Genomic DNA, 24,868 nt, shown 5'->3' on the forward strand with positions numbered 1-24,868 from the left:
GCGGCCGGGCGGTCCCTGTTGCGGATCGCCGGCCCGATCCGGCGGCGAAATCTCTCAGGTCCCGTGACAGAGGGGGCGCAGCGCAGGCCCGGCCGATTCCCGGCCGGCCCGGCAGGGCGCCCTTACGGACCGAGAGGCAATGGCATGACAGCGGCAGAATCCGGCGGGACGGCAGAGGCGGGCGGGACGCTCGCACGGACGCCGTTCCATGCGCTTCACCTTGCGCATGGCGCGCGGATGGTGCCTTTCGCCGGCTATGAGATGCCGGTGCAGTACCGCCCCGGCATCATCGCGGAGCACAAGCATTGCCGCACCGCGGCGGGGCTGTTCGACGTCTCCCACATGGGTCAGGTGGTGATCGACCGCGACGATGCGGCGGCGGCGCTGGAGGCCCTGGTCCCGGGCGAGATCCAGGCGCTGAAGCCCGGCCGCATGCGCTACACCCTGTTCACCAACGATGCCGGCGGCGTGCTGGACGACCTGATGGTCACCCGGCGCGACGATGACCTGTTTCTGGTGGTGAACGCCGCCTGCAAGGCGGCGGATATCGCGCATCTGCAGGCCGCGCTGGGCGCGGCGAGTGTCCGCGTCCTGGAGGACCGTGCCCTGCTGGCGCTGCAGGGGCCGGAGGCGGCGAAGGTGCTCGACGACCTGGTGCCCGGCGTTGTGGGGCTGCCGTTCATGGGCGGCGGTCGTTTTGCGCTGGACGGCGCCGAGTTGTTCGTCACCCGCTCCGGCTATACCGGCGAGGATGGCTTCGAGATCTCCCTGCCGGCCGATATGGCCGCCGGCTTCGCGGAGCGCCTGCTGGCGGCGGAAGAGGTGGACTGGGTCGGCCTCGGCGCGCGCGATTCGCTGCGCCTGGAAGCCGGCCTCTGCCTCTACGGCCAGGATCTGGACGAGACGACGACCCCTGTGGAGGCCGGCCTGACCTGGGCGATCGGCAAGCGCCGCCGGCTGGAAGGCGGCTTCCCGGGGGCGGAGGTGATCCTGCAGCAGCTGCAGGAAGGGCCGGCGCGGCGGCGGGTCGGCCTGCGGATCGACGGCCGGGCGCCGGCGCGTGCCGGCGCGGGGATCGTCGCCGCCGACGGCGACGACAGCATCGGCACCGTGACCTCCGGCGGGTTCGCCCCCAGTGTCGGCGCGCCGATCGCCATGGGCTATGTCGCGGCCGGGCAGGCCGCGAGCGGCAGCGCCGTCGGCCTGATGGTGCGCGGCCGCCGGATCGAGGCGAAGATCGCGGACATGCCCTTCGTGGCGCACCGCTACGCCCGTTGAGCAGGATTTGCGACGGGCGGCCGTCCGGCCGCCCGGTCGCTCAGTGCGTTCCAGGCAACAGATTTCCGGGTCAGGGGAGGCTCAGATGAGCGTGATCGGTTACTCCAAGGATCATGAATGGGTGGAGCTGGACGGCGATATCGGCACCGTCGGCATCACCGAATATGCGCAGGAGCAGTTGGGCGACATCGTCTTCGTCGAACTGCCCGAGGTCGGCCGCACGGTGGCGAAGGCGGAGGAGTTCGCCGTCATCGAATCGGTCAAGGCCGCCAGCGAGATCTACGCGCCGATGACCGGCGAGGTGGTCGAGGTCAACGAGGGCCTCACCGAGGAGCCGGCCACGGTCAACGATGATGCCGAGGGCGCGGGCTGGATCGCGAAGATCAAGATCACCGATCCCTCGGAGTTCGACGACCTGATGGACGAAGAGGCCTACAAGGAATTCCTGGAGACCATATCCTGATGCGATACCTGCCGCTTACCGCCGATGACCGGAGCGCCATGCTGGCGCGGATCGGCGCGGGGTCGATCGACGATCTCTATGTCGACGTGCCCGAGGCGGCGCGGCTGACCGCGCCGCTGGACCTGCCCGACCACAGAAGCGAGTTCGAGGTCGAGCGCGAGATCGCCGCCTTCGCCGGCCGCAACCTCTCGCCCGGCACCGCGCCCAGCTTCCTGGGGGCGGGCGCCTACCGGCACCATATTCCGGCGAGCGTGGACCATCTGATCCAGCGCTCGGAGTTCCTGACCTCCTACACCCCGTACCAGCCGGAGATCAGCCAGGGCACCCTGCAGGCGCTGTTCGAGTTCCAGACGCAGGTCGCGCTGTTGACCGGCATGGAGGTGGCGAACGCGTCGATGTACGACGGCGCGACCGCCCTGGGCGAAGCCGCGCTGATGGCGAAGCGGATCACCAAGCGCCACAAGGTGGTGGTGGCGCCGGCGGTGCATCCCCACTATGCCGAGGTGGTGCGCACCCTGTGCGGCTTCACCGGCGATCCGGTCCTGGTCTGCGACACGGGGGACGGTGCCGACCCCGCCGCCCTGCCGGACGACGAGACCGCCTGCCTGGTGGTCCAGTATCCCGACCTTTACGGCCAGGTGCGCGACCTGCGCCCGCTCGCGGAGGCCGCGCACAAGGCGGGCGCCCTCCTGGTCGTGGCGGTGACGGAAGTGGTGGCGCTGGGCCTGGTCACCGCGCCGGGCGATATGGGCGCCGATGTCGTGGCCTGCGAGGGCCAGTCGATCGGCGTGCCGCTGTCCTATGGCGGGCCGCATGTCGGCCTGTTCGCGACACGGCAGAAGTTCCTGCGGCAGATCCCGGGCCGGCTCTGCGGCGAGACAATCGACCAGGACGGCCGCCGCGGCTACGTGCTCACCCTCTCCGCGCGCGAGCAGCATATCCGCCGCGAGAAGGCGACCTCGAACATCTGCACCAATGCCGGGCTCTGTGCCCTGGCGTTCTGCATCCATCTGTCCCTTCTGGGGGAAGCCGGCCTGCGCAAGCTGGCGGAGCTGAACCATGCGCGGGCGGTGCAGACCGCGGAGGCGCTGGAGGCGATCGACGGCGTGACGGTGGAGACCTCCGCCTTCTTCAACGAGTTCGCGCTGCGCCTGCCGCGGCCCGCCGCGGAGGTGGTGGAGGCGATGGCGGTGCGCGGCGTGCTGGCCGGCGTGCCGCTGTCGCGCCTGGCGCCCCGCGAAGGCGGGCAGCAGGACATCCTGCTGGTCGCGGCCACCGAACTCACCCAGGACAGCGATATCCAGGCCCTGGTCGAGGGCCTGAAGGAGGTGCTCTGACATGCTGAACGCACAGGGGCGCAAGAGCCGCCCGCACGACGCGGGCGCGGACGACGGCACGATCGAGACCTTCAGCGGTCATCGCGGGCTGGTGCATGAGGAGCCGCTGCTGTTCGAGCAGGACCAGCAGGGGCGCAGCGGCGTGGACCTGCCCGAGGTACCGCGCCACAAGACGCGGCTGGGCGGCATGGAACGCAAGGCGCCGATCGGCCTGCCCGGCCTGTCCGAGCCGCAGGTGGTGCGCCATTTCGTGCGCCTCAGCCAGACCAACTATGCGATCGATGCCGGGATCTACCCGCTGGGCTCCTGCACCATGAAGCACAATCCCCGGCTGAACGAGAAGATGGCGCGCATGCCGGGGCTGGGCGACCTGCATCCCCTGCAGCCCGTGTCGACCGTCCAGGGCGCGCTGGCATTGATCGAGAGCCTGGCGGACTGGCTGCGGACCCTGACCGGCATGCCGGCCGTGGCGATGTCGCCGGCCGCGGGCGCGCAGGGCGAGCTCTGCGGCCTGATGGCGATCCGTGCCGCGCTGACCGCCGCCGGCGACCCGCGCAAGAAGGTCCTGGTGCCGGAGAGCGCCCATGGCACCAACCCGGCGACCGCCGTGCAGTGCGGCTATGCCGTGGAGGCGATTCCCTCCACCGATGACGGGCGGATGGACCTGGCGGCGCTGGAGGCGGCGCTCGGCCCGGACGTCGCCGCGATCATGCTGACCAACCCGAACACCTGCGGCCTGTTCGAGCGCGACATCGTCAAGGTGGCGGAGCTGGTGCATAAGGCGGGCGCCTATTTCTACTGCGACGGGGCCAACTTCAACGCCATCGTCGGCCGGGTCCGGCCCGGCGACCTGGGCATCGACGCGATGCACATCAACCTGCACAAGACCTTCTCCACCCCGCATGGCGGCGGCGGTCCGGGCTCCGGCCCGGTGGTCTTCTCCGAGCCGCTCGCGCCGTTCGTGCCGGTGCCCTACATCCGCCACGACTCGGCAGGCTTCCACCTGGTCGAGCGGCAGGACGATGCGGAGGAAGAGGGCATCCACAGCTTCGGCCGCCTGAAAGGGTTCCACGGCCAGATGGGCATGTTCATCCGCGCCCTGACCTACATGCTGTCGCATGGCGGCGACGGCCTGCGGCAGGTGGCGGAGGATGCGGTGCTGAACGCCAACTACCTGCTGGCATCGCTGCAGGATGTGCTCAGCCCGGCCTATGACGGTCCCTGCATGCACGAGGCGCTGTTCGACGATTCCTTCCTGAAGGACAGCGGGGTGGAGACCCTGGATTTCGCCAAGGCGATGATCGACGAGGGCTTCCACCCGATGACCATATACTTCCCGCTGGTGGTGCATGGCGCGTTGCTGATCGAGCCGACCGAGACGGAGTCGAAGGAGACCCTGGACCGCTTCATCGCCACGATGCGGGCGCTGGCACAGGCGGCGACGGGGGAGGGCGACAAGACCCGCTTCACCGCCGCGCCGCGTCTGGCGCCGCGCCGTCGCCTGGACGAGACGCAGGCCGCCCGGAAGCCGCGCCTGCGCTGGCAGCCGGAGACGGCACCCGCAGAAGCCGCGGAGTAGGAGCCGAGCGTCGGGGCCTCACCGCGCAGCCGGCCCATCTGTTGTATCGCATTGCCGGCAGTGGGCGGCTGGCGGGGCCCAAAGGCATCGGGCCGCGGGGATCCTGCGGTCCGAAGCGCAGCACCAGCGTGCCGACCAGGCGATGGCGGCGGCCTGCGGAATTGCGTGGCGACATAGCACGCCTGCCGAGCTGAGTGGACCTTCGTCCGCTGCGACATTGCCCATTTTCAGAGAGTGCTGGCCCGGATGGCCGACTGGCTTGGCGGCTGCCTGAGGATCGCGGAAGCGGGCGGCATCCCCGGGTCTTCCCGCTGGTCTTCCCGCCGGGCGCCGCCGCGGCGCTGTATGCGCTCGTCAGGCCGGGGCGGCGCAAGGGTGGGTTCCGCGGGGCGGGTTCCGCGGGAGCCAGACCAATCTGATGACGGTCCAACGCGGCCGGCGTGAGGTGCGGCTGGAGGCATGCGGGCAGGGAGACGGTGGTCTGGCAGAAGGGGCCGTTGTCCGCCCCGCCCCTCCACGCTGTTCCGTGATGGACCCAAGAAAAAGGCCTCCCATGGGGGAGGCCTTTTCCAGCTCTGTCTGATGATCGCCGGGGTCAGTGCAGCTTGCGGCCCAGGTCCTCGATCGCGCCGTCGACCAGCCGGTTGGCGGCCGCTGCGTCACCGTTCGGACCCTGCAGTTGCTCCTTCATGATCCGCCCGGCCGCCTCGACGGCCAGGTCGGCGGCGATGCTGCGGACGTCCTGGATCGCTTTGCTCTCGGCCTGGGCGATCTTGTTTTCGGCCAGGGCCCGCCGGCGCGCCATGGTGCTTTCAAGCTCTTCCTTGGCATGGGCGGCGATGCGCTCGGCCTCGGCCTTGGCGTGGGAGACGATCTCCTCCGCCTCCGCCATCGCGTTCTTCTGCTTGCGCTGGTACTCCGCATAGAGCGCCTGCGCGTCCTCGTGCAGCTTGCGGGCCTCTTCCAGCTCGTCGGCGATCCGCTTGGAGCGGGCGTCGAGCATGTCCATCAGCTTGGAATGGGCGCCCTTCCAGACCACGATCGCGATCAGGATGACCATCCCGACCAGAAGCCAGAAGCTTGTATTCTCAAACATGGTTGCGCGGGCTCCCGTCCGGCTTCAGCTGCCCTTGCGGGCGACATCCTCGACGGTGGACGCCACTCGCTCCCGATCCGGCGACAGGCCGGCCAGCCGGGAAACGATCTCGCCGACGGCTTCCTGCGCGACGGTGGTGACCTGCGCCATCGCAGAGGCACGCGCCTCCGCGATCCGCTTTTCCGCCTCTTCCTGCTCCGCCGCGAGTCGGCTTTCCAGCTCCTCGCGCTTCGCCGTCGCCTCGGCATTGGCCTTGGCGCGGGTCTCCGTCGCCAGCGCCTGGGCCTGGCTGCGGGCTTCCGCGAGCGCCTTTTCGTAGGCCTGGATCACCTCTTCGGTTTCCCGCTTGAGGCGTTCCGCCTCGTCCAGGTCATTGCTGATCCGCTGCTGGCGTGCCCGCAGGACCTCCGCAATGCGCGGCAGGGCCACCCGGGCCATCACCACGTACAGGATCCCGAACGTGATGATCAGCCAGACGATCTGCGGCAGAAAGAATTGTGTTTCTAGCTGCGGCATGGCCGCTCCTCTTCCTGCTTCGTAACCAACGAGCCGGCCGGCGGGCATCCGCCGGCCGGGCCGGACAGGATCACGAGAAGAGGATCAGGAACGCGATGACGAGGGCGAACAGCGCGACCGCCTCGGTCAGCGCGAAGCCCAGCAGCAGATTGCCGAACAGCTTCGGAGCCGCTGTGGGGTTCCGGAAAGCGCCGGCCAGATAGCTGCCGAACAGGTTGCCCAGGCCGATACCCACGCCCGCCAGGGCCAGCATGGCAATACCCGCACCAAGAAGTCTCGCGGCATCAGCTTCCATTGTACCAATCCTCTCGTTTGGCGAGGTCGAACGATTCGACGCTACTGTCTATGCCTCTCTCGGGGCGCCGGCCGGGGGCGGCGACGCCCTGGATAGCTCTTGTCTGGAACTCGTCCCCGGCGTTCCGTCTCAAGGCCTTGCAGGCCGTGACCTGTGCAGGAAATCCACTGTTCAGCCGTTTGCCGATTGCCCATCCGAACTCAGAGATCCCGAACTCAGTGATCCATGTGGATCGCGTCGTGGAGATACAGGCAGGTCAGGATGGTGAACACATAGGCCTGCAGGAAGGCGATCAGCAGTTCCAGCCCGGTCAGCGCCACGATGAAAGCCAGCGGCAGCCAGCCGGCGGCGATGCCGAGCGCGATCACGAAACCGGCGAACACCTTCAGCATGATGTGCCCGGCGAGCATGTTGGCGAACAGCCGGAGCGACAGGCTGATCGGCCGCACGAAATACGAGATCACCTCGATCGGGATGATGATCGGTGCCAGCGCGGTCGGCACGCCGGACGGCAGGAAATAGCCGAAGAAGCGGATGCCGTGGCGGGCAAAGGCGATGATCGTCACGCCGATCCAGACCGCAAGCGCCAGCGAGAAGGTCACCACGATATGGCTGGTCGAGGTGAAGCTGAAGGGGATCATCCCGACCAGATTGGCGAACAGGATGAACATGAACAGGGTGAAGACGAAGGGGAAGTAGGGGCGGCCTTCCTGGCCGACATTCTCCCGCACCATCCCGGCGATGAATTCGTAGGAAACCTCGACCACGGACTGCAGGCGGCCGGGCACCAGGCTGCGCGAGCGGATGCCGACAAGCATCAGCAGGACCACCAGCGCGACGCCGAAGATCATGGCGGCGGCGGAATTGGTGAAGGAGAAATCCAGGCCGCCGACATCGATCGGGACCAGGTGATTGATCTCGAACTGTTCCAGCGGGCCGTGCGCGGAATCCGCGTGCTCGATCTCCTGCACAGTCTCGTGGATGGCGTCTGTCTGTTCAGAACTGGCCACCTGCGGCTCCTTCACTCGTCTCACCCGCGGCAGCCAGATCCGTCTGGCGCCGGCAGGCCGTTACTCCCGCTCTTTCCGCGCCCCGCTTCTAGGGACCTCGGCCGCATCTTGCAAGGCCTGATACCGCCCGGTCAGGCGGATCACGTTCCAGATGCCCGTCGCGATCCCCAGCAAGGCCAGGATCAGCACGAAGGTCGGAGCGGTGCCGAACCAGTCGTCGAGAAGCCAGCCAGCCCCCAGTCCGAAGACCATTGCGGCCACCATCTCGACCGCCAGCCGCCAGGCCAGGCCCCATGCCGATGCCGGCATGCCGGCCGGACGGTGCAGCGCCCGCTCGGTCCCGCCCTCCTGTCGTGCACGACGCGCACGCAGGCGGGCATCCAGTGCCTCCAGGGTGTTGGGATCTTTCGGAGACCCCGTTCCTTCGAGGTTCCGCTGCGGCTCGTCCATATCCGGCCTCTTGTCCATGCTGCCGGCCATGTCGTGGCCGGAACCGGGAATCGATCATAAAGGTCGATCGCCCGGCGGGCAGTCAGAAACCGGTACGGATAAGGCGCGGGTCCCCCGACGGCACGCCCGCTGAAAGCGGCCGAACCTTACGGACCGCCCCGCCCCCTGTCAAGCCGTTGCCGCACTGCAAAACAGGGGCGAATCAAATAGTGATTTCAATACCTTGGGGCATGCCGACCGTCCGTCCCGGCGGTCCTACTCCGCCGCCATCTGGGTGGCATGGCTGAGATCGACGGAGACCAGGCTGGAGACGCCGCGCTCCGCCATGGTCACGCCATAGAGCCGGTCCATGCGCGACATGCTGATCGGGTTGTGGGTCACGATCACGAAGCGCGTATGGTCGTGCGTGCGCACCATCTCGATCAGCAGGTCGCACATCCGCTCCACGTTCGCGTCGTCCAGCGGCGCGTCGACCTCGTCCAGCAGGCAGATCGGTGCTGGATTGGTGCGGAACACCGCGAACAGCAGGGCCAGCGCGGTCAATGCCTGCTCGCCGCCCGACAGCAGGGTCATCGTCTGCATCTTCTTGCCCGGCGGCGAGGCCATGATCTCCAGCCCCGCCTCCAGCGGGTCCTCGGAGCCGGTCAGCGCCAGATGCGCCTTGCCGCCGCCGAACACCTTCCGGAACAGTGTCTGGAAATGCGCGTCGACCTGCTGGAAGGCTTCCGTCAGGCGCTGCCGCCCCTCCCGGTTCAGGTTGGCGATGCCCTGCCGCAGCCGGCCGATCGCCGCCGTCAGGTCGTCCTTCTCGGAGGCCAGGGTGGCGATCTGCTCCTCGACCTCCTGGGATTCGATCTCTGCCCGCAGGTTCACCGGGCCCAGCCGCTCGCGCTCTCGCTTGGTCTCGTCCAGCACGCGCTCCAGCGCCTCCTGGTCGGGCAGGCCGGCTTCCTCGCGATCGGCCAGGCCGACATGCTCCAGCAGCCGGTTCGGCGCACAGGAGAAGGTTTCCCGGATCCGGGCCGCGGTCTCCGCCAGGTTCTCGTGTGCATGCTCCTGCGCCGCCTGCAGGCGGACCCGCTCCTCGCGGGCGGCATTGACCGCGGTCTCCCGCTCGCGGGCGCCGCGACGCGTCTGCTCCAGTGCCGTGGTGGCTTCCGACAGGGCATCCGCGGCGGTCTTGCGGCCGGCCTCCGCCGCGGCGATCTGGTCCAGCAGCGCACTGCGCTTCGTCGCCAGCTGCGCCGGCAGCTCCGACAGGCGCGCATCCTCGGCCTGCATCTCCTGCCGGCGGGAGGTCAGCTCCGCCTCATGCTCGCCGTTCTGCCGGTCGCGGCCTTCCCAGCGTTTCAGCTCGCCCTCGATCGCCTCCAGCCTTGCCCGCCGGGACTGTGCCTCCTGGCGCAGCTGGTCGTGCCGGCGCACCGCCTCGGCAAGGCCGGAACGGGTCGCCCCCGCCGCTGACCGTGCGGCCTCCGCCGCCTGTGCCGTCCGGTCGGCTGGCGGCAGGGCTTCGAGCGCCTCGCGGTCTTCCGCTTCCCGCCGTGCCAGCTCGGCCAGCCGGCCCTCGATCTGTTCCGCCTGCGCCTCCAGCGAGGCCTGCTGCCGCGACAGGTCGGCCGATTCCTTCAATGCCCGGGCATGGCGGCCCTGCTGTTCCTTGACCGCGCGCTCGGCCTCGCCGACGGCGTTGCGGGCGGCGGTCGTCCGGTTGCGGCTCTGCTCCGCCGCCACCTGCGCTTCCGTCAGCGCGGCTTCCAGCCCCTCAAGCCCGGCGGCCAGCCCTTCGCGCTCGGTGCGCAGCTCCGCCAGGCGGTTGCGCTGTTCCAGCCGGATCATGGCGGCGGTCGGCGCCTGCGCCGCCACGGTATAGCCGTCCCAGCGCCACAGCCCGCCGGCGGCGCTGACCAGCCGCTGCCCCGCGGCCAGCTGCTTCTGCAGGGCGGCGCCGTCCTCCTCCGGCACGATGCCGACCTGCGACAGGCGGCGATGCAGGACCGGAGGCGCCTCCACGACCTCCGACAGCGGCCGCGCACCCGGCGGCAGCGGCGCCGGTGCCGCCAGCGGCGGCAGCTCCGTCCAGTGCAGCGGCGCGGCGGTGTCGGTGGAGGCGGAGATGTCCTCGCCCAGGGCGGCGCCCAGCGCCTTCTCGAACCCGGGGGAGACCTGCACCCGGTCGATCAGCGGCGCCCAGAGATCGTCGCCGGCCACCTTCAGGAGGCGGGACAGCCCGTCCTCCTCCGCCTTCACCCGGTTCAGGGCAGCGCGGCGCTCGTCGCGGCGTTCCCTGCTCTCCGCCACCTGGGCCTGGCTGGTGCCCTGCGCCTCCTCGGCCGCGCGCAGCTCCTCGCGCGCCGCATCCAGCTTCGTCTCCCACTGGCCCAGGCTTTCGCTCAGCGCGGCGATCTGGGCATCGGCTTCGTTCGTCTTCAACTCCGCGCGGGCCTTGGCCACCCCGTCGCGGCGCCGGGTCAGGCCGGTCATCTCGTCGGTCAGGCCGCGCAGCGCCTGCTCCAGCCGGCGGCGTTCCGCCTGCTGCTGCGCCAGCTCGGCGCTGACCCGGTCGAGTTCGCTCTGCGCGCGATCGGCGGCCGCCTGTGCCTCGTTTCGCGCCTGCTCGGCCGCCTGCAGCTGGCCGCCTTCATCCTCGCGCGCCCGGGCAAGCTCCGCCTGCTCGATGCGCAGACGTTCGGTGACCTGCGCGGCCTCGCGCCGCTGCTCTCTCAGCCGCGCGGCGTCGCGCTCCAGGTCCGCGAGCCGGGCGGAGACGGCATTGCGGGCGGCGGCAAGCTGCGCCTCCTCGCGGTCCAGCGCCTCCCGCGCGGAATCCAGGCGCTGCAGGCGGGCCGCGGCCTCCGCCTCCGCGGTCCGCAGGGGCGGCAGCGCCTCCTCCGACCGCTCGGCCGCGTTCGCCGCGGCGGCGGCGGCCTGGGTCAGCTCCGCCACCGCACGCTCCGCTTCCGCCAACGCGGTCTGCAGCCGCGCGGCATCGTCCTGCGCCGCCGACCAGCGGGCGTGGAACAGCAGCGCCTCCGTCTCGCGGATGCGGTCTGACAGGCGGCGGTACTTGCGCGCCTGCTTGCCCTGCCGGCGCAGGCCGTTCAGGCGGTTCTCCAGCTCCCGCATCACGTCGTCGACGCGTTCCAGGTTCTGTTCCGCCGCACGCAGGCGCAGCTCGCTTTCGTGGCGGCGGCTGTGCAGGCCGGTGATGCCGGCGGCCTCTTCCAGGATGCGGCGCCGGTCGACCGGCCGGGCGTTGATCAGCTGGCCGATGCGGCCCTGGCTGACGATGGCGGTGGAATGGGCGCCGGTGGCGATGTCGGCGAACAGCAGCTGCACGTCGCGGGCGCGGACTTCGCGGCCGTTGATGCGGTAGGTGGAGCCCGCCTCGCGGTCGATGCGGCGGCTGATCTCCAGCATCGGGCTGTCGTTATAGGCCGGCGGTGCGGTGCGGTCGGGATTGCCCAGGGTGACGACGACTTCCGCGAAGCTGCGCGGAGGGCGCGTGCTGGTGCCGGCGAAGATCACGTCGTCCATCGCGCCGGAGCGCATCTGCCGGGCGGAATTCTCGCCCATCACCCAGCGCAGCGCCTCCACAAGGTTGGACTTGCCGCAGCCGTTCGGGCCGACGACCCCGGTCAGGCCGGGGGAAATCGTGAAGTCGGTTTCCTCGACAAAGGATTTGAAGCCGCGAAGGCGAAGCCGATCGAAATGCAAGTCACTCCTCCGGCCCCGCCGCGCAGGCGGCCGGGCCATGGCCCGGCCACCCGTTCGCGGGGCTCCACCTCAGCCGGTATGCCGATCCCGGGTGCCGTTGCCGGCCCCGTCGTCTGGCAGGATCCGGGATTCCTTCATCTCAGCCGGCAGCAGCGGGTCGATGATGCCGCGCAGCTCTTCCATCCGGCGGACGCCGGGATAGGGCGTGCCGCCGATGATCAGGGTCGGCGTGGACTCGACGCCGAATTCCTTGTTCCCGGTCAGACGCTCGTTCAGCACATATTCGCTCAGCGCCTCGTTGCCGAGGCAGGCCTTGATCGCGGCCTCGTCCATGCCGGCCAGCCCGGCGAGCTTCTGCAGGTTGGCCAGCACCTCGTCCGGCTGGCCGCTGCCGATCCAGTTCGCCTGCTGCTTGAACAGTACCGACAGGAAGGGGAAGTAGCGGTCCGGACCGCTGCAGCGCGCCAGCATCGACGCGGTCAGCGCAAAGCGGTCGAAGGGGAAGTCGCGGAAGATCAGCTTCACCTTGCCTGCGTCGATATATTCCTTCTTCAGCTCTGGCAGCACCTCGGTATGGAAGGTGGCGCAGTGCGGGCAGGTCAGGGAGGCATATTCGACGATCGTCACGGGCGCGTCCGGGTCGCCCATGACCATTTCCTGCATCATCGCAGCGGCGGCGTTCGCCGGCTCCGCCGCCGCGTCGTCCGCGGCCTGCACAGGCGGGCTGACCGCGAGGCAGGACAGGGACAGCAGCGCGGCCGCGGCAAGCGTGCGTCCGGCGGTTAGGAATTGTCCTATCTGGGTCATTGCAGAAGCCGAACCACTAGATGTTGGGGCCTGTGACGGAAGCGCAGTGTAGAGGCTCATGGGGGTATCCTTCAATTCTCGATCGCCGGGCCGCTCCCGGCCGGGCGGTCTGCGGCGCCAGTCTAGGCGGGAAAAAGGCAGAAATCCGCCCGGCCCACGGAGTCGTGACCGCCAGTCCGATTCATGCCTTCTGGCCCCCTGCGGACCCCTGGCGACGGGCCGCAAGGGCCCGCCGAAGGCGCTCCAGGGCGGGAAGCCGGTCCGAGTCGCTGGCGGAGTCGCATGGCAGATTTCCGCCGGATTCCGCAGTGCCGCCCTGGCCGGCGGGGGACTCGCTCCGGGCCGTTGCCAGGAGGGCCGAGGTCAGCGGCGGGCCCTGGACCAGCCGCAGCCGGGCAATGGCGCCATAGCCGAAATAGGTGTTCAGCCGGGCGACGATCCTGGGCTCCTGCTGTGCCACGATCGGGCCGAAGCCGGCCGCCACCCGCAGCTTCAGGGTGCCGCCATCGCCGGCACCGCGCGGAAAGGTCACCTGCACCGGCACAGTGAGGGGCGCCAGTTCCGCCCCGACGATGCTGCGCCAGTTGGTCAGGATCTCCGCCGTGGGCAGGCCGCGCCGTCCGGCGGAGCGCCGGGCGACCCTGGTGATCAGCGGGCCCAGCCGGCGGGGTTCGGCGGGCGGTGATGGCGGTTTCATGCTATGTCCTCGCGCCCGCCGACCGGCTGTCGGCGCGGCACCGTGGCAATGCCGGCCGCCCGGCATGACCGGATCCTAGCATGGGCCGAGCGCCGATGACCCGCAAACGTTCCCCCTCCGGCGGCGCCGTAGCCGGTCCGGTGCCCGATCCGGACACGGTGCCGCAGCTGCTGCTGCGCTGGTACGACCGTCATGCCCGCAGCCTTCCCTGGCGGGCGCCGCCCGGCAGCGCGCCGGCCGATCCCTATGCCGTCTGGCTGAGCGAGATCATGCTGCAGCAGACCACGGTGACGGCCGTGATCCCCTATTTCCGCACCTTCCTGCAGCGCTGGCCCGATGTCGCGGCGCTGGCTGCCGCGGATCGGGACGAGGTGCTCGCCGCCTGGGCCGGGCTGGGCTACTACAGCCGCGCGCGCAACCTGCATCTCTGCGCGCAGCAGGTCGCCGGCCTGCATGGCGGCCGATTCCCCGTCGACGAGGCCGGGCTGCTGGCCCTGCCAGGAATCGGTCCCTATACGGCGGCGGCGATCGCCGCCATCGCCTTCGACCGGCCGGCGGTGGTGGTCGACGGCAACGTGGAGCGGGTGGTGGCGCGCCTGTTCGCGGAAAGCGACCTCCTGCCGGCGGTCAAGCCGCGGCTGCGACAGCGTGCCGCCGAACTGACCCCGCAGCGGCGGCCGGGCGACTTCGCGCAGGCGATGATGGACCTCGGCGCCACCGTATGCACGCCGCGCAGCCCGGACTGCCTGCTCTGCCCGCTGTCGGGCCAATGCGGGGCACGGGCTGCGGGCATTGCGGCGGAGCTGCCGCGGCGCGCGGCAAAGGCGGCGAAGCCGCAGCGGCACGGCATCGCCTTCTGGCTGCGCCGGCCGTCCGACGGTGCGGTGCTGCTGGAGCGGCGGCCGCCGAAGGGCCTGCTCGGCGGCATGCTGGGCCTGCCGGGCACGCCATGGGAGGACCGCCGGCCCTGGCCGCTGGCGGAAGCGCTGGCCTGGCAGCCGGCGGCGGCGGACTGGGTGCTGCTGCCCGGCGGGATCCGCCATGTCTTCACCCATTTCGCGCTGGACCTGTCGGTCGCGCTGGCCGACCTGCCGGCCGATGAGGCGACGCTGGCCTCGGCCCCCCCGACCGGAAGCCTCTGGCTGTCCCCGGGACGGGAGACCTGGGAGCAGCTGCCCACGGTGATGCGCAAGGCGGCGCGGTTCGCCCATGCCGCGGATACAGCGCCGGCAAGCCGGCGCTAGCGCGGCCTCAGCGGCCGGCATGCCCAGGCTGTTCCGGGGCGAGCAGCCGTCCCAACGCGACCTCCAGCCGGGCCGGCCGGATGCCGAGCGCGGCGAGCCCGGGCAGGTCGGCCGAGGGCAGATTGTCCTGCCGCATCAGCGCCACCTGCGCCGGCGTGACCGGCGGCGTGGGCAGCAGGCGGCCGGTGGCGGCGAGCGCCTCCCAGAGCGGGAAGGGCAGCGGCAGCAGGAGCCGGCGGCGGCCGCTGGCCTGCGCCACCAGCCGGACGATGTCGCGGTAGTGCCAGGCGCGCGGCCCGGCGACCTCGTAGAGCGGTTCCGGCGGCGCAGCACGGCTCAGCAGTCGGCACGCCGCCCGTGCGACATCGTCGACATGCACAGGCTGCAGGCGGCACCGGCCGTGGCCGAACAGCGGCATCACCGGCAGCCGGCGCACCAGCTGCACGAGCATGCCGAGGAAGGCATCGCCGTCGCCGAACATCACGCTGGGACGCAGGATCGCCGCATCGGGAAAGGCTTCGCGCACTGCGCGTTCGCCCTCGCCCCGGCAGCGGATATAGCTGTCCCGGGCGCCGCTGTCGGCGCCGATGCCGGAGACGTGCAGCAGCCGTGTCGCGCGGGCGTCGCGCACGGCCTCCGCCACCCGTCGCGCGCCGTCGACATGGATGTCCCGGAAGCGCGCGTCGCCGCCTTCGACATAGAGGCCGACGGCGTTGGCGACAGCGGTGCTGCCGACGACGGCGGCGCGAACCGACTCCCGGTCGCGCAGGTCGGCCTGCACCCGCTGCAGGAAGGACGACTGCCCCGGCGGCGGCTCGAAGCGCTCCGGTCGCCGCGCGGCGATCCGCACCCGGATCTCCTGCCGCATCAGCGCGGCGGCGATGCGGCGGCCCAGGAAGCCGGTGCCGCCGAACAGGGTGACGATGTCACCCCTCATCGTCGGCGCCTCCCGACATGTCGGGCCAGCCCTCCGCGCCGATCAACGGCACGAAGCGGACAGCGGGATGCCGGTCTTCCTCAAGGCTGCCATCGGGCAGCCGGCGGGTCCTGACCAGCTGCTGTGCCGCGTCGGGCCCGACCGGTGCGACCAGTCGGCCGCCGTCCGCAAGCTGGCGGATGAGGCTCTGCGGCATGCAAGGTGATCCGGCAGCAACCAGGATCGCATCGAACGGCGCCTCTTGCGGCCAGCCCAGGCTGCCGTCGCCGCAGCGGACGGCCACCTTGCCGACGCCGCTGCGGTCCAGGGCCGTGCGGGCCCGGGCGGCCAGCGCGGGAAGGCGCTCGACCGCCCAGACCTGACCGGTGATCCGCCCGTAGACCGCGGCCGCATAGCCGCAGCCGGCGCCGATCTCCAGTACCCGGTCGCCGGGGGAAAGCTCCGCCATCTGCGCCATCAGCGCCACGATGAACGGCTGCGAGATCGTCTGGCCATGGCCGATCGGCAGCGGCGTGTCGTGGTAGGCGCGGCCTGCCATGCCGGGATCGACGAAGGCCTCGCGGGGGACCTCTGTCATCGCCTGCAGGACCAGAGGGTCGGAAATCCCGCGCGTGACAAGCTGATCCCGCACCATCGTGGCGCGTTCCCTCGCCTGTTCGCCCTGTTCCGCCGGACCGGGCGGCATGGCCATCTCCCCATGGTCGGTGCGTCGGTCCCCCGGACCGGAAGCGGCCGGACGGACCCATTCGCAGAACGCGCGGGCCGCGGCAGCGTTCCGGGGCGCCGGCCGTTCGCCCCTCGCGGTGGCGGGGGGCGGGGGCTAGGCTTGGCCTTGCGGGGCGGGCACAGACAGGCGGGGAAGGATCGGTTCGATGGCAAAGCAGGTGCGCACGGAGGCCTATATCGCGGCGCCGCCGCTGCGGGTGTGGGAAGTGCTGGCGGATTTCGACGGCTATGCCGAATGGAACCCGCTGAACATACGCGCCAGCGGGAATGCCGCCCCGGGGGCGCGGATCCCGATCACCTTCCGTAATCCGGCCAGAGCGGGTTCCACCATCGATATGACCGTGACCATCACCGAATGCGAGCCCGGCAAGGCCCTGGCCTGGGTCGGCCGGATCCCGGTTATGTTCACCGGCCGCCATTTCTTCCGCCTGAGCCCGGAAGGCGAGGGGACGCGGCTGGAACATGGCGAGGACATGAGCGGGCTGATCCCGCTGACCTTCAGCCGGCGGACGATGTCGCATAGCTTCGGCCCCGCCTACGAGGCGGTGAATGCCGCGCTGGCGGACCGGGTCGCGGCGCTGGCTGCCGCCCGGGACTGAGGGTCGGCCCTCAGTTCATCGTCGCGCGCAACTGCTGGCGAAAATGGTCGAGCGGCACGGCCTTGCCGCGTTCCTCGACATGCCAGAAGGCCCAGCCGTTGCAGCTCGGCGCGCCCAGCAGATGGGCGCCGACCTGGTGGATCGAGCCGGTGATGTCGGCCGCGACCAGGGTGCCGTCGGCGCGCACCCGCGCATGGTGGCGGCGGCGCTGGTCGGTCAGCACCGTCCCCGGCGGGATCAGCCCGCGCTCCACCAGCCAGCCGAACGGCACCCGGGGCGCGTCGCGGCGGGATTCGGTGGTGGCCACCGTATCCTCCGTCGCGGGCTCCACCGCCTCGATGCGGCGCTGCGCCAGCCGGGCATAGACCGGGTCCTGCTCGATGCCGATGAAGTGGCGCCGCAGACGGCGCGCCACGGCGCCGGTCGTGCCGGTGCCGAAGAACGGGTCCAGCACCACGTCGCCGGGCCGGGTCGAGGCGACCAGCACCCGGTGCAGCAGGGCCTCCGGCTTCTGGGTCGGATGCGCCTTGCTGCCGTCGATCTTCAGCCGCTCCCGGCCGGAGCAGATCGGGATCACCCAGTCGGAGCGCATCTGCAGGTCGTCGTTCATCGCCTTGGTGGCGGCATAGTTGAAGGTGTAGCGCTTGGCCGCGGCGCTCTTGGCGCACCAGACCAGGGTCTCGTGCGCATTGGTGAAGCGCTTGCCGCGGAAGTTCGGCATCGGGTTGGTCTTGCGCCAGACGATGTCGTTCAGGATCCAGAAGCCGATGTCCTGCAGGGTGGCGCCGACCCGGAAGATGTTGTGGTAGCTGCCGATCACCCACAGGGTGCCGTCATCCTTCAGCACCCGCTGGGCCGCCTGCAGCCAGTCGCGGCTGAAGCCGTCATAGGCGGCAAAGGAATCGAAGCGGTCCCAGTCGTCGTCGACGCCGTCGACCCGGCTCTCGTTCGGGCGGCGCAGTTCGCCCTGCAGCTGCAGGTTGTAGGGCGGGTCCGCGAAGATCATGTCCACCGAGCCGGCCGGCAACGCATTCATCACCTCGATGCAGTCGCCTTCCAGAATCTCGTCCAGCGGCAGCGCCGGCGCGATCGGCGCGCTGGTTCGTTTCGCCATGCCTGGGTTCCCCGGCCCCTCGGGCCATTCTGGCCTGCCCCGAGGGGGCCGGCACGTCGGTCCATTCCTGGAGCGAATCGTCTCCGGCCGGCTGGAATCGGTCAAGAATCTTTGCGGAATCAAGGTTTTAACGCAACATCTTGAGTCCGAAGGGGTTCCCCTTAACGGAACCTTGTATGCAGCGCTGTCCCGCCGCCGCGCCTTCGATGGCGCCGCCACGAGCGGAAACCGCGTTTTCCTGGTTCGTTCTTCCGGGGCCGCGTCAGGTGCGCCACTCCCCCGCCTCAGGGCAGGCTGCGGAACATGACCAGGGCGTCGACGAAGCCGCGTTCGGGATGGCGGAAGGCGCCCGGCAGCCGTCCGACGATGTCGAAACCCAGGTGCTGCCACAGCCGGACCGCGCGGTCGTTGGTGGCGACGACGAAGTTGAACTGCATCGCGCGGAAGCCACGATGGCGGGCATGGTCCAGCGAATGCCGGCACATCGTGCTGGCGATGCCGCGGCCGGTCGCGGCCGGCGCGGTGACATAGCCGCAATTGGCGACATGATCGCCGGCGCCGGGCTGGTTGGCCTTCATGTAGTAGGTGCCCAGCAGCTTGCCCTCGTCCTCCGCCACGAACACCTCGTGCGCCGGGCCCAGCCAGTAGTCCAGCGCCGCCTCTTCGGTGATGTCGCGGGGCAGGGGATAGCTGTCGCCGCTGGCGAAGACGGGCGCCAGCACCTGCCAGATCGCCGCCCGGTCGCCGTCGGACGCCGGACGGATGTTTACGCGGCTGTCGTCCGCTTTCCCGGCCATGTCCTGTCCTCCAGCCCGGAAGCCGGGGGCATCCGGTATCTCGGCTCTGTCGCCTCTCCCGCCATCAGGGCCGCTACCGGGGCGAACCTGAGACGGTGATGCGGGGTCGTGCCCAGGCGTTTCAGCGCGTCGAGATGTTCGGCGGTGCCGTAGCCGGCATTGGTCTCCCAGCCATAGCCGGGATAGCGCAGGCCCAGCTGCCGCATCGTCCGGTCGCGGGCAACCTTCGCCACGATGGCTGCGGCAGATATCGCGGGTGCCAGGGCATCGCCCTTCACCAGCGCGGTGGCAGGGCAGGGCAGGCGGCCGGGCAGGCGATTGCCGTCGATCAGGATATGACGCGGGACCAGCGGCAGGCGGGCCACTGCCCGCTCCATGGCAAGCATGCTGGCATGCAGGATGTTGCGGTGCTCGATCTCCAGCAGGCTGGCGGCGCCGAGGGCGATGATCCATTTGGCCCGGATCTCTCCCGCCAGCTCGTCGCGCTGCGCCGCGTTCAGGACCTTGCTGTCCGCCAGGCCGGCGATCGGCTGGCGCGGGTCGGGCAGCACGGCCGCGGCGACCACAGGCCCGGCCAGCGGGCCGCGGCCGACCTCGTCGACGCCGCAGATCCCTTCCTGCGGGCTGTCGAAGACGATTTCCAGGTCGAACAGGGTGCGCATGGTGCTCCGTCGGCGTCGCACTGCAGCCAGTCTGTCGCTGCCGGAACCGCATGCCGTCAGCAGGACAGGGATTGCACCCGTTATCGCGCCAGGCCGGCGAAGAAGTCCAGTTGGCCGGACCTGTCCGCCTGCGGCGGCGGCCTGAAGCGGCCCGTGTCGAGCCGTCGCGGCACCTCGCGGAAGCCCAGGCGGGCCTTTGCCAGCTCGAATCGGCGGGCCAGGGCCTGCGCGATCGGCCCGGTGCCGGTCATCCGGCTGCCGAAGGTCGCGTCATAGTCGCGGCCGCCCCGCATCTGTCGCAGCAGGGTCATCACCCGGCGGGCATGATTCGGCCGGTTTTCCGCCAGCCATTCCGCCCACAGGTCCTTGATCTCCAGCGGCAGCCGCAGCGCGATATAGCCGGCCTCGTCGGCGCCGGCCTCCCGCGCCGCCTTCAGGATCGCCTCCATCTCGTGGTCGGTCAGTCCGGGGATTGTCGGCGCCACCATCACGCCGACCGGCACGCCGGCCTGCGCCAGCGCCGCGATCGCTTCCAGCCGCCGCGGCGGGGTTGCCGCCCGCGGTTCCATCGTCCGGGCCAGGCCGCGGTCCAGGGTGGTCACCGAGAGATAGACCTTGACCAGGTCCTGCCGCGCCATCTCCGCCAGGAGGTCGATGTCGCGGGTCACCAGCGCGCTTTTCGTCACGATCCCCAGCGGATGCCGGAAGCGGGCCAGGACCTCCAGGATGCTGCGGGTCAGGCGCATCTCCCGCTCCACCGGCTGGTAGGGATCGGTGTTGGTGCCCATCGCCATCACCCGGCAGGCGTAGCGGGGGTGCCGCAACTCCTTTTCCAGCAGGCTGGCCGCCTCCGGCTTGGCGAACAGCCGGCTCTCGAAGTCCAGGCCGGGGGAGAGGCCGAGCCAGGCATGGGTGGGCCGGGCGAAGCAGTAGATGCAGCCATGCTCGCAGCCGCGGTAGGGGTTGATCGAGCGGTCGAAGTTCAGGTCGGGGGACTGGTTGCGGGCGATGATCGTCCGGCTGGAATCGATGCCGACCCGGGTCCGCAGCGGCGGCGGGCCATCGTTCTCCGGCAGCCGGTCGCCGCCGTCTTCGGGACTCCGGTCCTGGTCGCCCCAGCCGTCGTCGACCAGCACCCGCTCCTCCGCCTCGTAGCGGCCGCTGGCATTGCTGGCGGCGCCGCGGCCGCGGCGCTGCGCCTTCATCACATGGGTGCCGATCTCGCTCATGCAGCCAGTGTACCGCAGAGCGAGAACATTTCAAGAACAAACGGCCACAGCCTGCGTTTCGCCAGTGGCTATTTGCGGCGCTGATGCTCCTCCAGCCGCGGCAGCAGCTCCACGAAGTTGCAGGGCTTGTGCCGGTAGTCCAGCTGGTCCTTCAGGATCATGTCCCAGCCGTCCTTGCAGGCGCCGGTGGAGCCGGGCAGGGCGAACAGGTAGGTGCCGCCGGCGACGCCTGCGGTCGCCCGCGACTGCACCGTGGAGGTGCCGATCTTCTGGTAGCTGAGCATCCGGAACAGCTCGCCGAAGCCCGCGATCTCCTTCTCCCAGACCGCGGCAAAGGCCTCCGGTGTGACATCGCGCCCGGTCACGCCGGTGCCGCCGGTGGCGATCACGATGTCGATCCCCGGATCCGCGATCCAGCGCCGCAGCTGAGCCTCCAGCCCGGGCTGGTCGTCGGGCAGGATCCGGCGGTCCGCCAGCCGGTGGCCGGCTTCGGTCAGCCGCCCCACCAGGGTGGCGCCGGAGGTGTCGGTCTCCTCCGTCCGGCTGTCCGATACCGTCAGGACGGCAATGTTGCAGGGAATGAACGGCCGTTCGGCCTGGCCGGCGGCGGCGCCCACCGCCGCGGCCGTCGTGCCGCCCGGATTGTCACCCCTGGCGGCGCCTTTCGCATCATCCGGCATTCCTGGACTTGCCCCTGCTCAGCTCGGTCTTCTTCGACCGCTCGTCCAGGGGCACATAGCGCGGCCAGGCGCCGCCCGCCAGATCGTCGAGCGACGGCGAGGGCTGCCCCAGCCGCGCGCGATAGACCCACAGGTTGGCGAGGATCCGCTCCACGAAGTCGCGGGTCTCCGCCGAGGGCAGGCTTTCGATCAGCAGCAGCGGGTCGCCGCCATGCTCGGCCTGGCGGTCCCACTTCTCCAGGTTGCCGGGGCCGGCATTGTAGGCGATGGCGATTCGGATCAGGTCCGATCCCAGGCCGACATCGCGCTCCAGGTGGCGGATATAGCGCTGGCCGAGCTCCATATTGCCGGCCGGGTCGTTGAGGATCCGGCTCAGATTGCGGCTGCCGCCGTTCACGAAGCGGGCGGTGGCCGGCATCAGCTGCATCAGGCCGCGCGCGCCCGCCGGGCTCTTCGCGACTGGGTCGAACCGGCTCTCCTTGCGCACGAAGGCATAGATCAGAGCGCGGTCGAAGGTGAAGCCGCCATTCGGCTGCCAGGGCACCTCCGGATACATCGCCGGGTCGATATGCTCGCCGGTCTTGGCATGCCACAGCCGCGCCATGCGATAGGCGGTCTGCGCATCGCCGGTCAGGCCCAGCAGCGCGGTCAGCATCGGCAGGAAGACGCCGTCGCGGGCCTGGCGGCGGGCATCCATCAACAGCCGCAGTTCCGCCCGGGCGCGCTCGCGCTGGCCGGTCTGCGCCAGGGCCAGCGCGCGCTTCACGGCGGGCACCGCGAACAGCGCGTTCACCAGGTCCTCGTCGTCGGACAGCTTGGTCCAGCCGAACACCGGATCCAGGCCGAGGCGGCGTGCCGCCAGCAGGCCATAGAAGGTGCGGGAATATTCCGCCGCCTCCTGCAGCGAATGGATCGCCGCCGCCGGCTGGCCCAGGGTCAGGTAGGCACGGGCCGCCCAGTAGCCCCCCGCGGCGCGCTCCCACGGCCCCGCGGTCTCGAACGCGGCGAGGGCGGCGAAATGCCGGGCCGCCTCCGCGTAGCGCTGCAGACGCCATGCCGACAGCCCCGCATACCAGGCGGCGCCGGGCTGCCGGGCGCCGTGGCTGCGCGCCAGTTCCCCGGCCACTTCCAGGGCCCGGCCATAGCGCCCGGAATAATAGGCCTTGCGCACTGCCGACAGGCTGCCGCGGCGGGCGATGCCCGACTTGGCGGGCGCGGCGGCCGCGCCGGCGCTGCTGCCGCGCTGCGCCAGCGCGGCATCGAGGATCGCCAGGTCCGCCGCGCGCGGGCCCGGCAGGTCGGCGCCGGCCGGCCGGCGCTGCTGCGCCAGACGATGGACCCGGTCGGCATCCGGATGGTCGGCATAGGCGCGCATCCAGGCCTGCAGTTCGGTGAACTTCGCCCGGTAGGCCGTCGGATGCATCAGGCGCTGTTCCTGCAGATGCCCCATCAGCATCCTGTCCTGGATCCGCACGATCGTCTTGTCGGCCTCTGCCCAGCGCCCCTCCGCCTGCAGGTCGAAGGCGCGGGCATAGAGCGCGGCATCCTGTTCGGACAGGACGTTCAGGTTGTCGGCCGACGGTGCCGGGTCGACCGGCGCCCGGGTCAGCGCGGACGGGAAGATGGTCACCGGCCGCGGCCTGGGCTCCGGCACCGCCATCCGGGCGATGCCGGCGGTCGGGTCGGTCCAGCTGGTCTGCTGCAATGCCTCCGCCGTCGGGGCGGGCAGGGGCAGCGGGTTGGCCGCCATCGCCACCGCAACGGTCCGCGCCTGCGGCTCCGCCTTCTGCAGCAGGGCGGCCATCTGGTCATGTTCGGCCGCCTCGGACAGGCTGATCTCCGGCGCATCGGCGGCGGGTGTGGCGCGGTGGGGCGTGCCCGCCGACGGCGCGATGCCGGCCAGGTCCTGGGTTTCCAGCACCATCGGGCGATCCGTCGCCGCGTCCCAGGCGGTGCCCAGGCGGCCTGTCGCGACCTCGGCGCCGGCCATTGGCGCCGTCATGCCGCGGCGCGCATGCGCCTCGGACGAAACGCTCGGCGAAACCGAACCGGCGGGCCGCACGGCCTGCGGCGGCAAAGGCACGGCCAGGTCCGACGCCGGCTCTCCGCCCATGGGGTCCGGCAGCGGCCGTGCGGCCGGCAGCTCCACATGCCCGCGCGGTGCCGGGCGCGGCGTGGCCGCGCCGAACTCCAGCGGCCGGGCGCGTGGCGCTTCCGGCTGCACCGTCGTCGGTCGGGGTTCCGGCAGTGCCAGGGCGACGGCGAACGGCCGGGCCCGCGGCGTGCCGGCATAGGGGCGCGGCCTCGGCGTCGGCACCAGCAGCTGCTCGGTCGCGGCCTCGGCCGCGGCGCGGGCAGGCTGCATGGTCGCCGGCAGGACCCAGGCCATGCCGAGCGCAAGGGTTCCGGCCGCCAGCAGGGTGGCGGCGGTGTGGCTGCTGCGGCCTGCGCCTGCGGGCGCGGCCATGCCGGAGCCGGCGGTTGCCGGCCGGCTGCGCAGATATCTGGCGCGGAACGCAGCACGGCCGCGCTCCGGTGAAATCGGTACTGTCACGCTTATTCCCTCCCGGCTCTCGGGACTGGCCCGCCGGTACGCCGGATCGGCCGGTTATGTCTCCGGGCTTCGATCCTGTCGGCTGCAATCCTGTCGATCGCGCCTGAACGGGTTCCTGGCGAACCGGCCTGGGGCTGGCCCGTAGCCGGTCTTGGTTGACGGTTCGGATCGGGCGGCACGTGCCGTGCGGCTGGTCCCGATGCGCTGGTCCCCCCAGGCGTCGCCGACTTCGGGTCGTCGACGCGCATTGCCGCGACCTTACCCAGCCGCACCCGCGATGCAAGCGCTCCACCGTCGCAGCGGTGACAAAAACTGTGGATAAAACCGCTAAACTATTGATTGGATTTGATGCGATTCCTGTGGATAGTCCGCCGCTCAGCCACCCCCGGCGGCCGTATCCGGATCTTCCCTGTCGCCGGCGGCGTCGAGTCTGCGCTTCAATGCCAGGAAATCGCGCCAGGCCTCGCGCTTCTGGCTGGGCTGCCGCAGCAGGTAGGCCGGGTGGAAGGCGGCCAGCGCCTCGACCCGGTGGCTGCCGGCCTGCAGCGGGAACCAGCGGCCGCGCAGCCGGGTGATCCCCTCGGTGCGCTCCAGCAGGGTCTTTGCCGCGGTGCCGCCCAGCAGCACCAGCGCCTTCGGCTGTACCAGCTCGATATGGCGGCGGATGAACGGCAGGCAGGCGACGATCTCCTCCTGCGACGGCTGCCGGTTGCCGGGCGGCCGCCAGGGCAGGATGTTGGAGATGTAGCAGCTGTCGCGGTCGCGCCCGATGGCCGCCAGCATGCGGTCCAGCAGCCGGCCGCTCTGGCCGACGAAGGGCAGGCCCTGGATGTCCTCGTCGCGGCCCGGCGCTTCGCCTACCAGCATCAGCTCGGCCGCCGGATTGCCGTCCGCGAAAACGGTGTTGCTGGCCGTCCGCTTCAGGCCGCAGCCCTCGAAACTGTCGAGGGCGGCGCGCAGTTCCTCCAGGTTGCCGGCGGCCTGCGCCAGGCGCATCCCCTCGGCGACGGCCGCTGCCGCACCCGGCGGGGGCGGTGCCGGCCGGCCGGAGGCCGGTCGCGCCGGCGCCGGCCCGCCCGAT

The 24,868-nt window shown here is 70.8% G+C and carries 23 protein-coding genes; 6 read left to right on the plus strand and 17 right to left on the minus strand.

Going from position 1 to position 24,868, the window contains the following annotated elements:
- Nucleotides 1-144 precede the first annotated feature (144 nt).
- From gcvT to gcvPB, 4 genes are all read left to right on the plus strand, one after another.
- Complete coding sequence (gene gcvT, locus ACFOGJ_RS04655; RefSeq protein WP_379898525.1) at nt 145-1,278, plus strand: glycine cleavage system aminomethyltransferase GcvT; 1,134 nt, start codon at nt 145-147, stop codon at nt 1,276-1,278.
- Nucleotides 1,279-1,363: 85 nt separating this feature from the next.
- The gene (gene gcvH, locus ACFOGJ_RS04660; protein WP_379898526.1) at nt 1,364-1,741 is read left to right on the plus strand and encodes a glycine cleavage system protein GcvH; all 378 of its coding nucleotides are present in this window, start codon (nt 1,364-1,366) and stop codon (nt 1,739-1,741) included.
- Nucleotides 1,741-3,078, plus strand: a complete 1,338-nt coding sequence (gcvPA, locus tag ACFOGJ_RS04665) for an aminomethyl-transferring glycine dehydrogenase subunit GcvPA (protein WP_379898528.1) — start codon at nt 1,741-1,743, stop codon at nt 3,076-3,078. Before gcvH ends, gcvPA begins: the two co-directional genes overlap by 1 nt.
- A 1-nt stretch (nt 3,079) precedes the next feature.
- A complete protein-coding gene (gcvPB, locus tag ACFOGJ_RS04670) occupies nt 3,080-4,657 on the plus strand; it encodes an aminomethyl-transferring glycine dehydrogenase subunit GcvPB (RefSeq protein ID WP_379898530.1) in 1,578 nt (525 codons plus the stop codon).
- 595 nt (nt 4,658-5,252) lie between these two features.
- Here gcvPB and ACFOGJ_RS04675 read toward each other — a convergent pair.
- From ACFOGJ_RS04675 to ACFOGJ_RS04710, 8 genes are all read right to left on the minus strand, one after another.
- Complete coding sequence (locus ACFOGJ_RS04675) at nt 5,253-5,753, minus strand: F0F1 ATP synthase subunit B family protein (protein WP_379898531.1); 501 nt, start codon at nt 5,751-5,753, stop codon at nt 5,253-5,255.
- Between the two features lie 24 nt (nt 5,754-5,777).
- Nucleotides 5,778-6,269 carry a F0F1 ATP synthase subunit B family protein gene (locus tag ACFOGJ_RS04680; protein ID WP_379898532.1) on the minus strand — a complete coding sequence of 164 codons (492 nt, stop codon included), beginning with the start codon at nt 6,267-6,269 and terminating at the stop codon, nt 5,778-5,780.
- A 70-nt stretch (nt 6,270-6,339) separates the two neighbouring features.
- Nucleotides 6,340-6,564 carry a F0F1 ATP synthase subunit C gene (locus ACFOGJ_RS04685; RefSeq protein WP_379898533.1) on the minus strand — a complete coding sequence of 75 codons (225 nt, stop codon included), beginning with the start codon at nt 6,562-6,564 and terminating at the stop codon, nt 6,340-6,342.
- 215 nt (nt 6,565-6,779) lie between these two features.
- Nucleotides 6,780-7,526 (minus strand): F0F1 ATP synthase subunit A, encoded by a 747-nt coding sequence (locus tag ACFOGJ_RS04690; RefSeq protein ID WP_379898555.1) that lies wholly within the window; start codon nt 7,524-7,526, stop codon nt 6,780-6,782.
- A gap of 108 nt (nt 7,527-7,634) precedes the next feature.
- Nucleotides 7,635-8,024 carry an AtpZ/AtpI family protein gene (locus ACFOGJ_RS04695; protein ID WP_379898534.1) on the minus strand — a complete coding sequence of 130 codons (390 nt, stop codon included), beginning with the start codon at nt 8,022-8,024 and terminating at the stop codon, nt 7,635-7,637.
- Between the two features lie 255 nt (nt 8,025-8,279).
- A complete protein-coding gene (gene smc / locus ACFOGJ_RS04700) occupies nt 8,280-11,741 on the minus strand; it encodes a chromosome segregation protein SMC (RefSeq protein WP_379898536.1) in 3,462 nt (1,153 codons plus the stop codon).
- Nucleotides 11,742-11,810: 69 nt separating this feature from the next.
- On the minus strand, nt 11,811-12,548 hold the full coding sequence (locus tag ACFOGJ_RS04705) for a DsbA family protein (protein WP_379898537.1): 738 nt from the start codon (nt 12,546-12,548) through the stop codon (nt 11,811-11,813).
- Nucleotides 12,549-12,729: 181 nt separating this feature from the next.
- On the minus strand, nt 12,730-13,245 hold the full coding sequence (locus tag ACFOGJ_RS04710; RefSeq protein ID WP_379898538.1) for a DUF721 domain-containing protein: 516 nt from the start codon (nt 13,243-13,245) through the stop codon (nt 12,730-12,732).
- A 95-nt stretch (nt 13,246-13,340) separates the two neighbouring features.
- Here ACFOGJ_RS04710 and mutY point away from each other — a divergent pair, with 95 nt between their 5' ends.
- Nucleotides 13,341-14,489, plus strand: a complete 1,149-nt coding sequence (gene mutY / locus ACFOGJ_RS04715; RefSeq protein ID WP_379898540.1) for an A/G-specific adenine glycosylase — start codon at nt 13,341-13,343, stop codon at nt 14,487-14,489.
- 7 nt (nt 14,490-14,496) lie between these two features.
- Here mutY and ACFOGJ_RS04720 read toward each other — a convergent pair whose 3' ends face one another.
- Together ACFOGJ_RS04720 and ACFOGJ_RS04725 are read right to left on the minus strand one after the other, a co-directional pair.
- Nucleotides 14,497-15,426, minus strand: a complete 930-nt coding sequence (locus tag ACFOGJ_RS04720) for a complex I NDUFA9 subunit family protein (RefSeq protein WP_379898541.1) — start codon at nt 15,424-15,426, stop codon at nt 14,497-14,499.
- Nucleotides 15,416-16,111 (minus strand): protein-L-isoaspartate(D-aspartate) O-methyltransferase, encoded by a 696-nt coding sequence (locus tag ACFOGJ_RS04725; protein WP_379898543.1) that lies wholly within the window; start codon nt 16,109-16,111, stop codon nt 15,416-15,418. The genes ACFOGJ_RS04720 and ACFOGJ_RS04725 overlap by 11 nt, the downstream gene beginning before the upstream one ends.
- 187 nt (nt 16,112-16,298) lie before the next feature.
- Here ACFOGJ_RS04725 and ACFOGJ_RS04730 point away from each other — a divergent pair, with 187 nt between their 5' ends.
- Nucleotides 16,299-16,751 (plus strand): SRPBCC family protein, encoded by a 453-nt coding sequence (locus ACFOGJ_RS04730; RefSeq protein ID WP_379898544.1) that lies wholly within the window; start codon nt 16,299-16,301, stop codon nt 16,749-16,751.
- Between the two features lie 10 nt (nt 16,752-16,761).
- Here the strand turns inward: ACFOGJ_RS04730 and ACFOGJ_RS04735 are convergent, their stop codons facing one another.
- The 7 genes from ACFOGJ_RS04735 to ACFOGJ_RS04765 all read right to left on the minus strand — a co-directional run.
- Nucleotides 16,762-17,865, minus strand: a complete 1,104-nt coding sequence (locus tag ACFOGJ_RS04735; RefSeq protein WP_379898546.1) for a site-specific DNA-methyltransferase — start codon at nt 17,863-17,865, stop codon at nt 16,762-16,764.
- Nucleotides 17,866-18,149: 284 nt separating this feature from the next.
- Nucleotides 18,150-18,662 (minus strand): GNAT family N-acetyltransferase, encoded by a 513-nt coding sequence (locus ACFOGJ_RS04740; RefSeq protein WP_379898547.1) that lies wholly within the window; start codon nt 18,660-18,662, stop codon nt 18,150-18,152.
- Entirely contained in the window at nt 18,632-19,324 is a 693-nt protein-coding gene (locus ACFOGJ_RS04745; protein ID WP_379898548.1) for a ribonuclease HII, read from the minus strand. Before ACFOGJ_RS04745 ends, ACFOGJ_RS04740 begins: the two co-directional genes overlap by 31 nt.
- A gap of 80 nt (nt 19,325-19,404) precedes the next feature.
- The gene (locus ACFOGJ_RS04750) at nt 19,405-20,553 is read right to left on the minus strand and encodes a PA0069 family radical SAM protein (RefSeq protein WP_379898549.1); all 1,149 of its coding nucleotides are present in this window, start codon (nt 20,551-20,553) and stop codon (nt 19,405-19,407) included.
- A 68-nt stretch (nt 20,554-20,621) separates the two neighbouring features.
- Entirely contained in the window at nt 20,622-21,233 is a 612-nt protein-coding gene (gene moaB, locus ACFOGJ_RS04755) for a molybdenum cofactor biosynthesis protein B (RefSeq protein ID WP_379898550.1), read from the minus strand.
- Nucleotides 21,223-23,787 carry a lytic transglycosylase domain-containing protein gene (locus ACFOGJ_RS04760; protein ID WP_379898551.1) on the minus strand — a complete coding sequence of 855 codons (2,565 nt, stop codon included), beginning with the start codon at nt 23,785-23,787 and terminating at the stop codon, nt 21,223-21,225. The genes moaB and ACFOGJ_RS04760 overlap by 11 nt, the downstream gene beginning before the upstream one ends.
- Before the next feature lie 375 nt (nt 23,788-24,162).
- On the minus strand, nt 24,163-24,868 hold a 706-nt coding region (locus tag ACFOGJ_RS04765), incomplete at its 5' end, for a uracil-DNA glycosylase (protein ID WP_379898552.1).

Source organism: Marinibaculum pumilum, assembly GCF_042646425.1.
Taxonomy (GTDB): Bacteria; Pseudomonadota; Alphaproteobacteria; order Ferrovibrionales; family Ferrovibrionaceae; genus Marinibaculum; species Marinibaculum pumilum.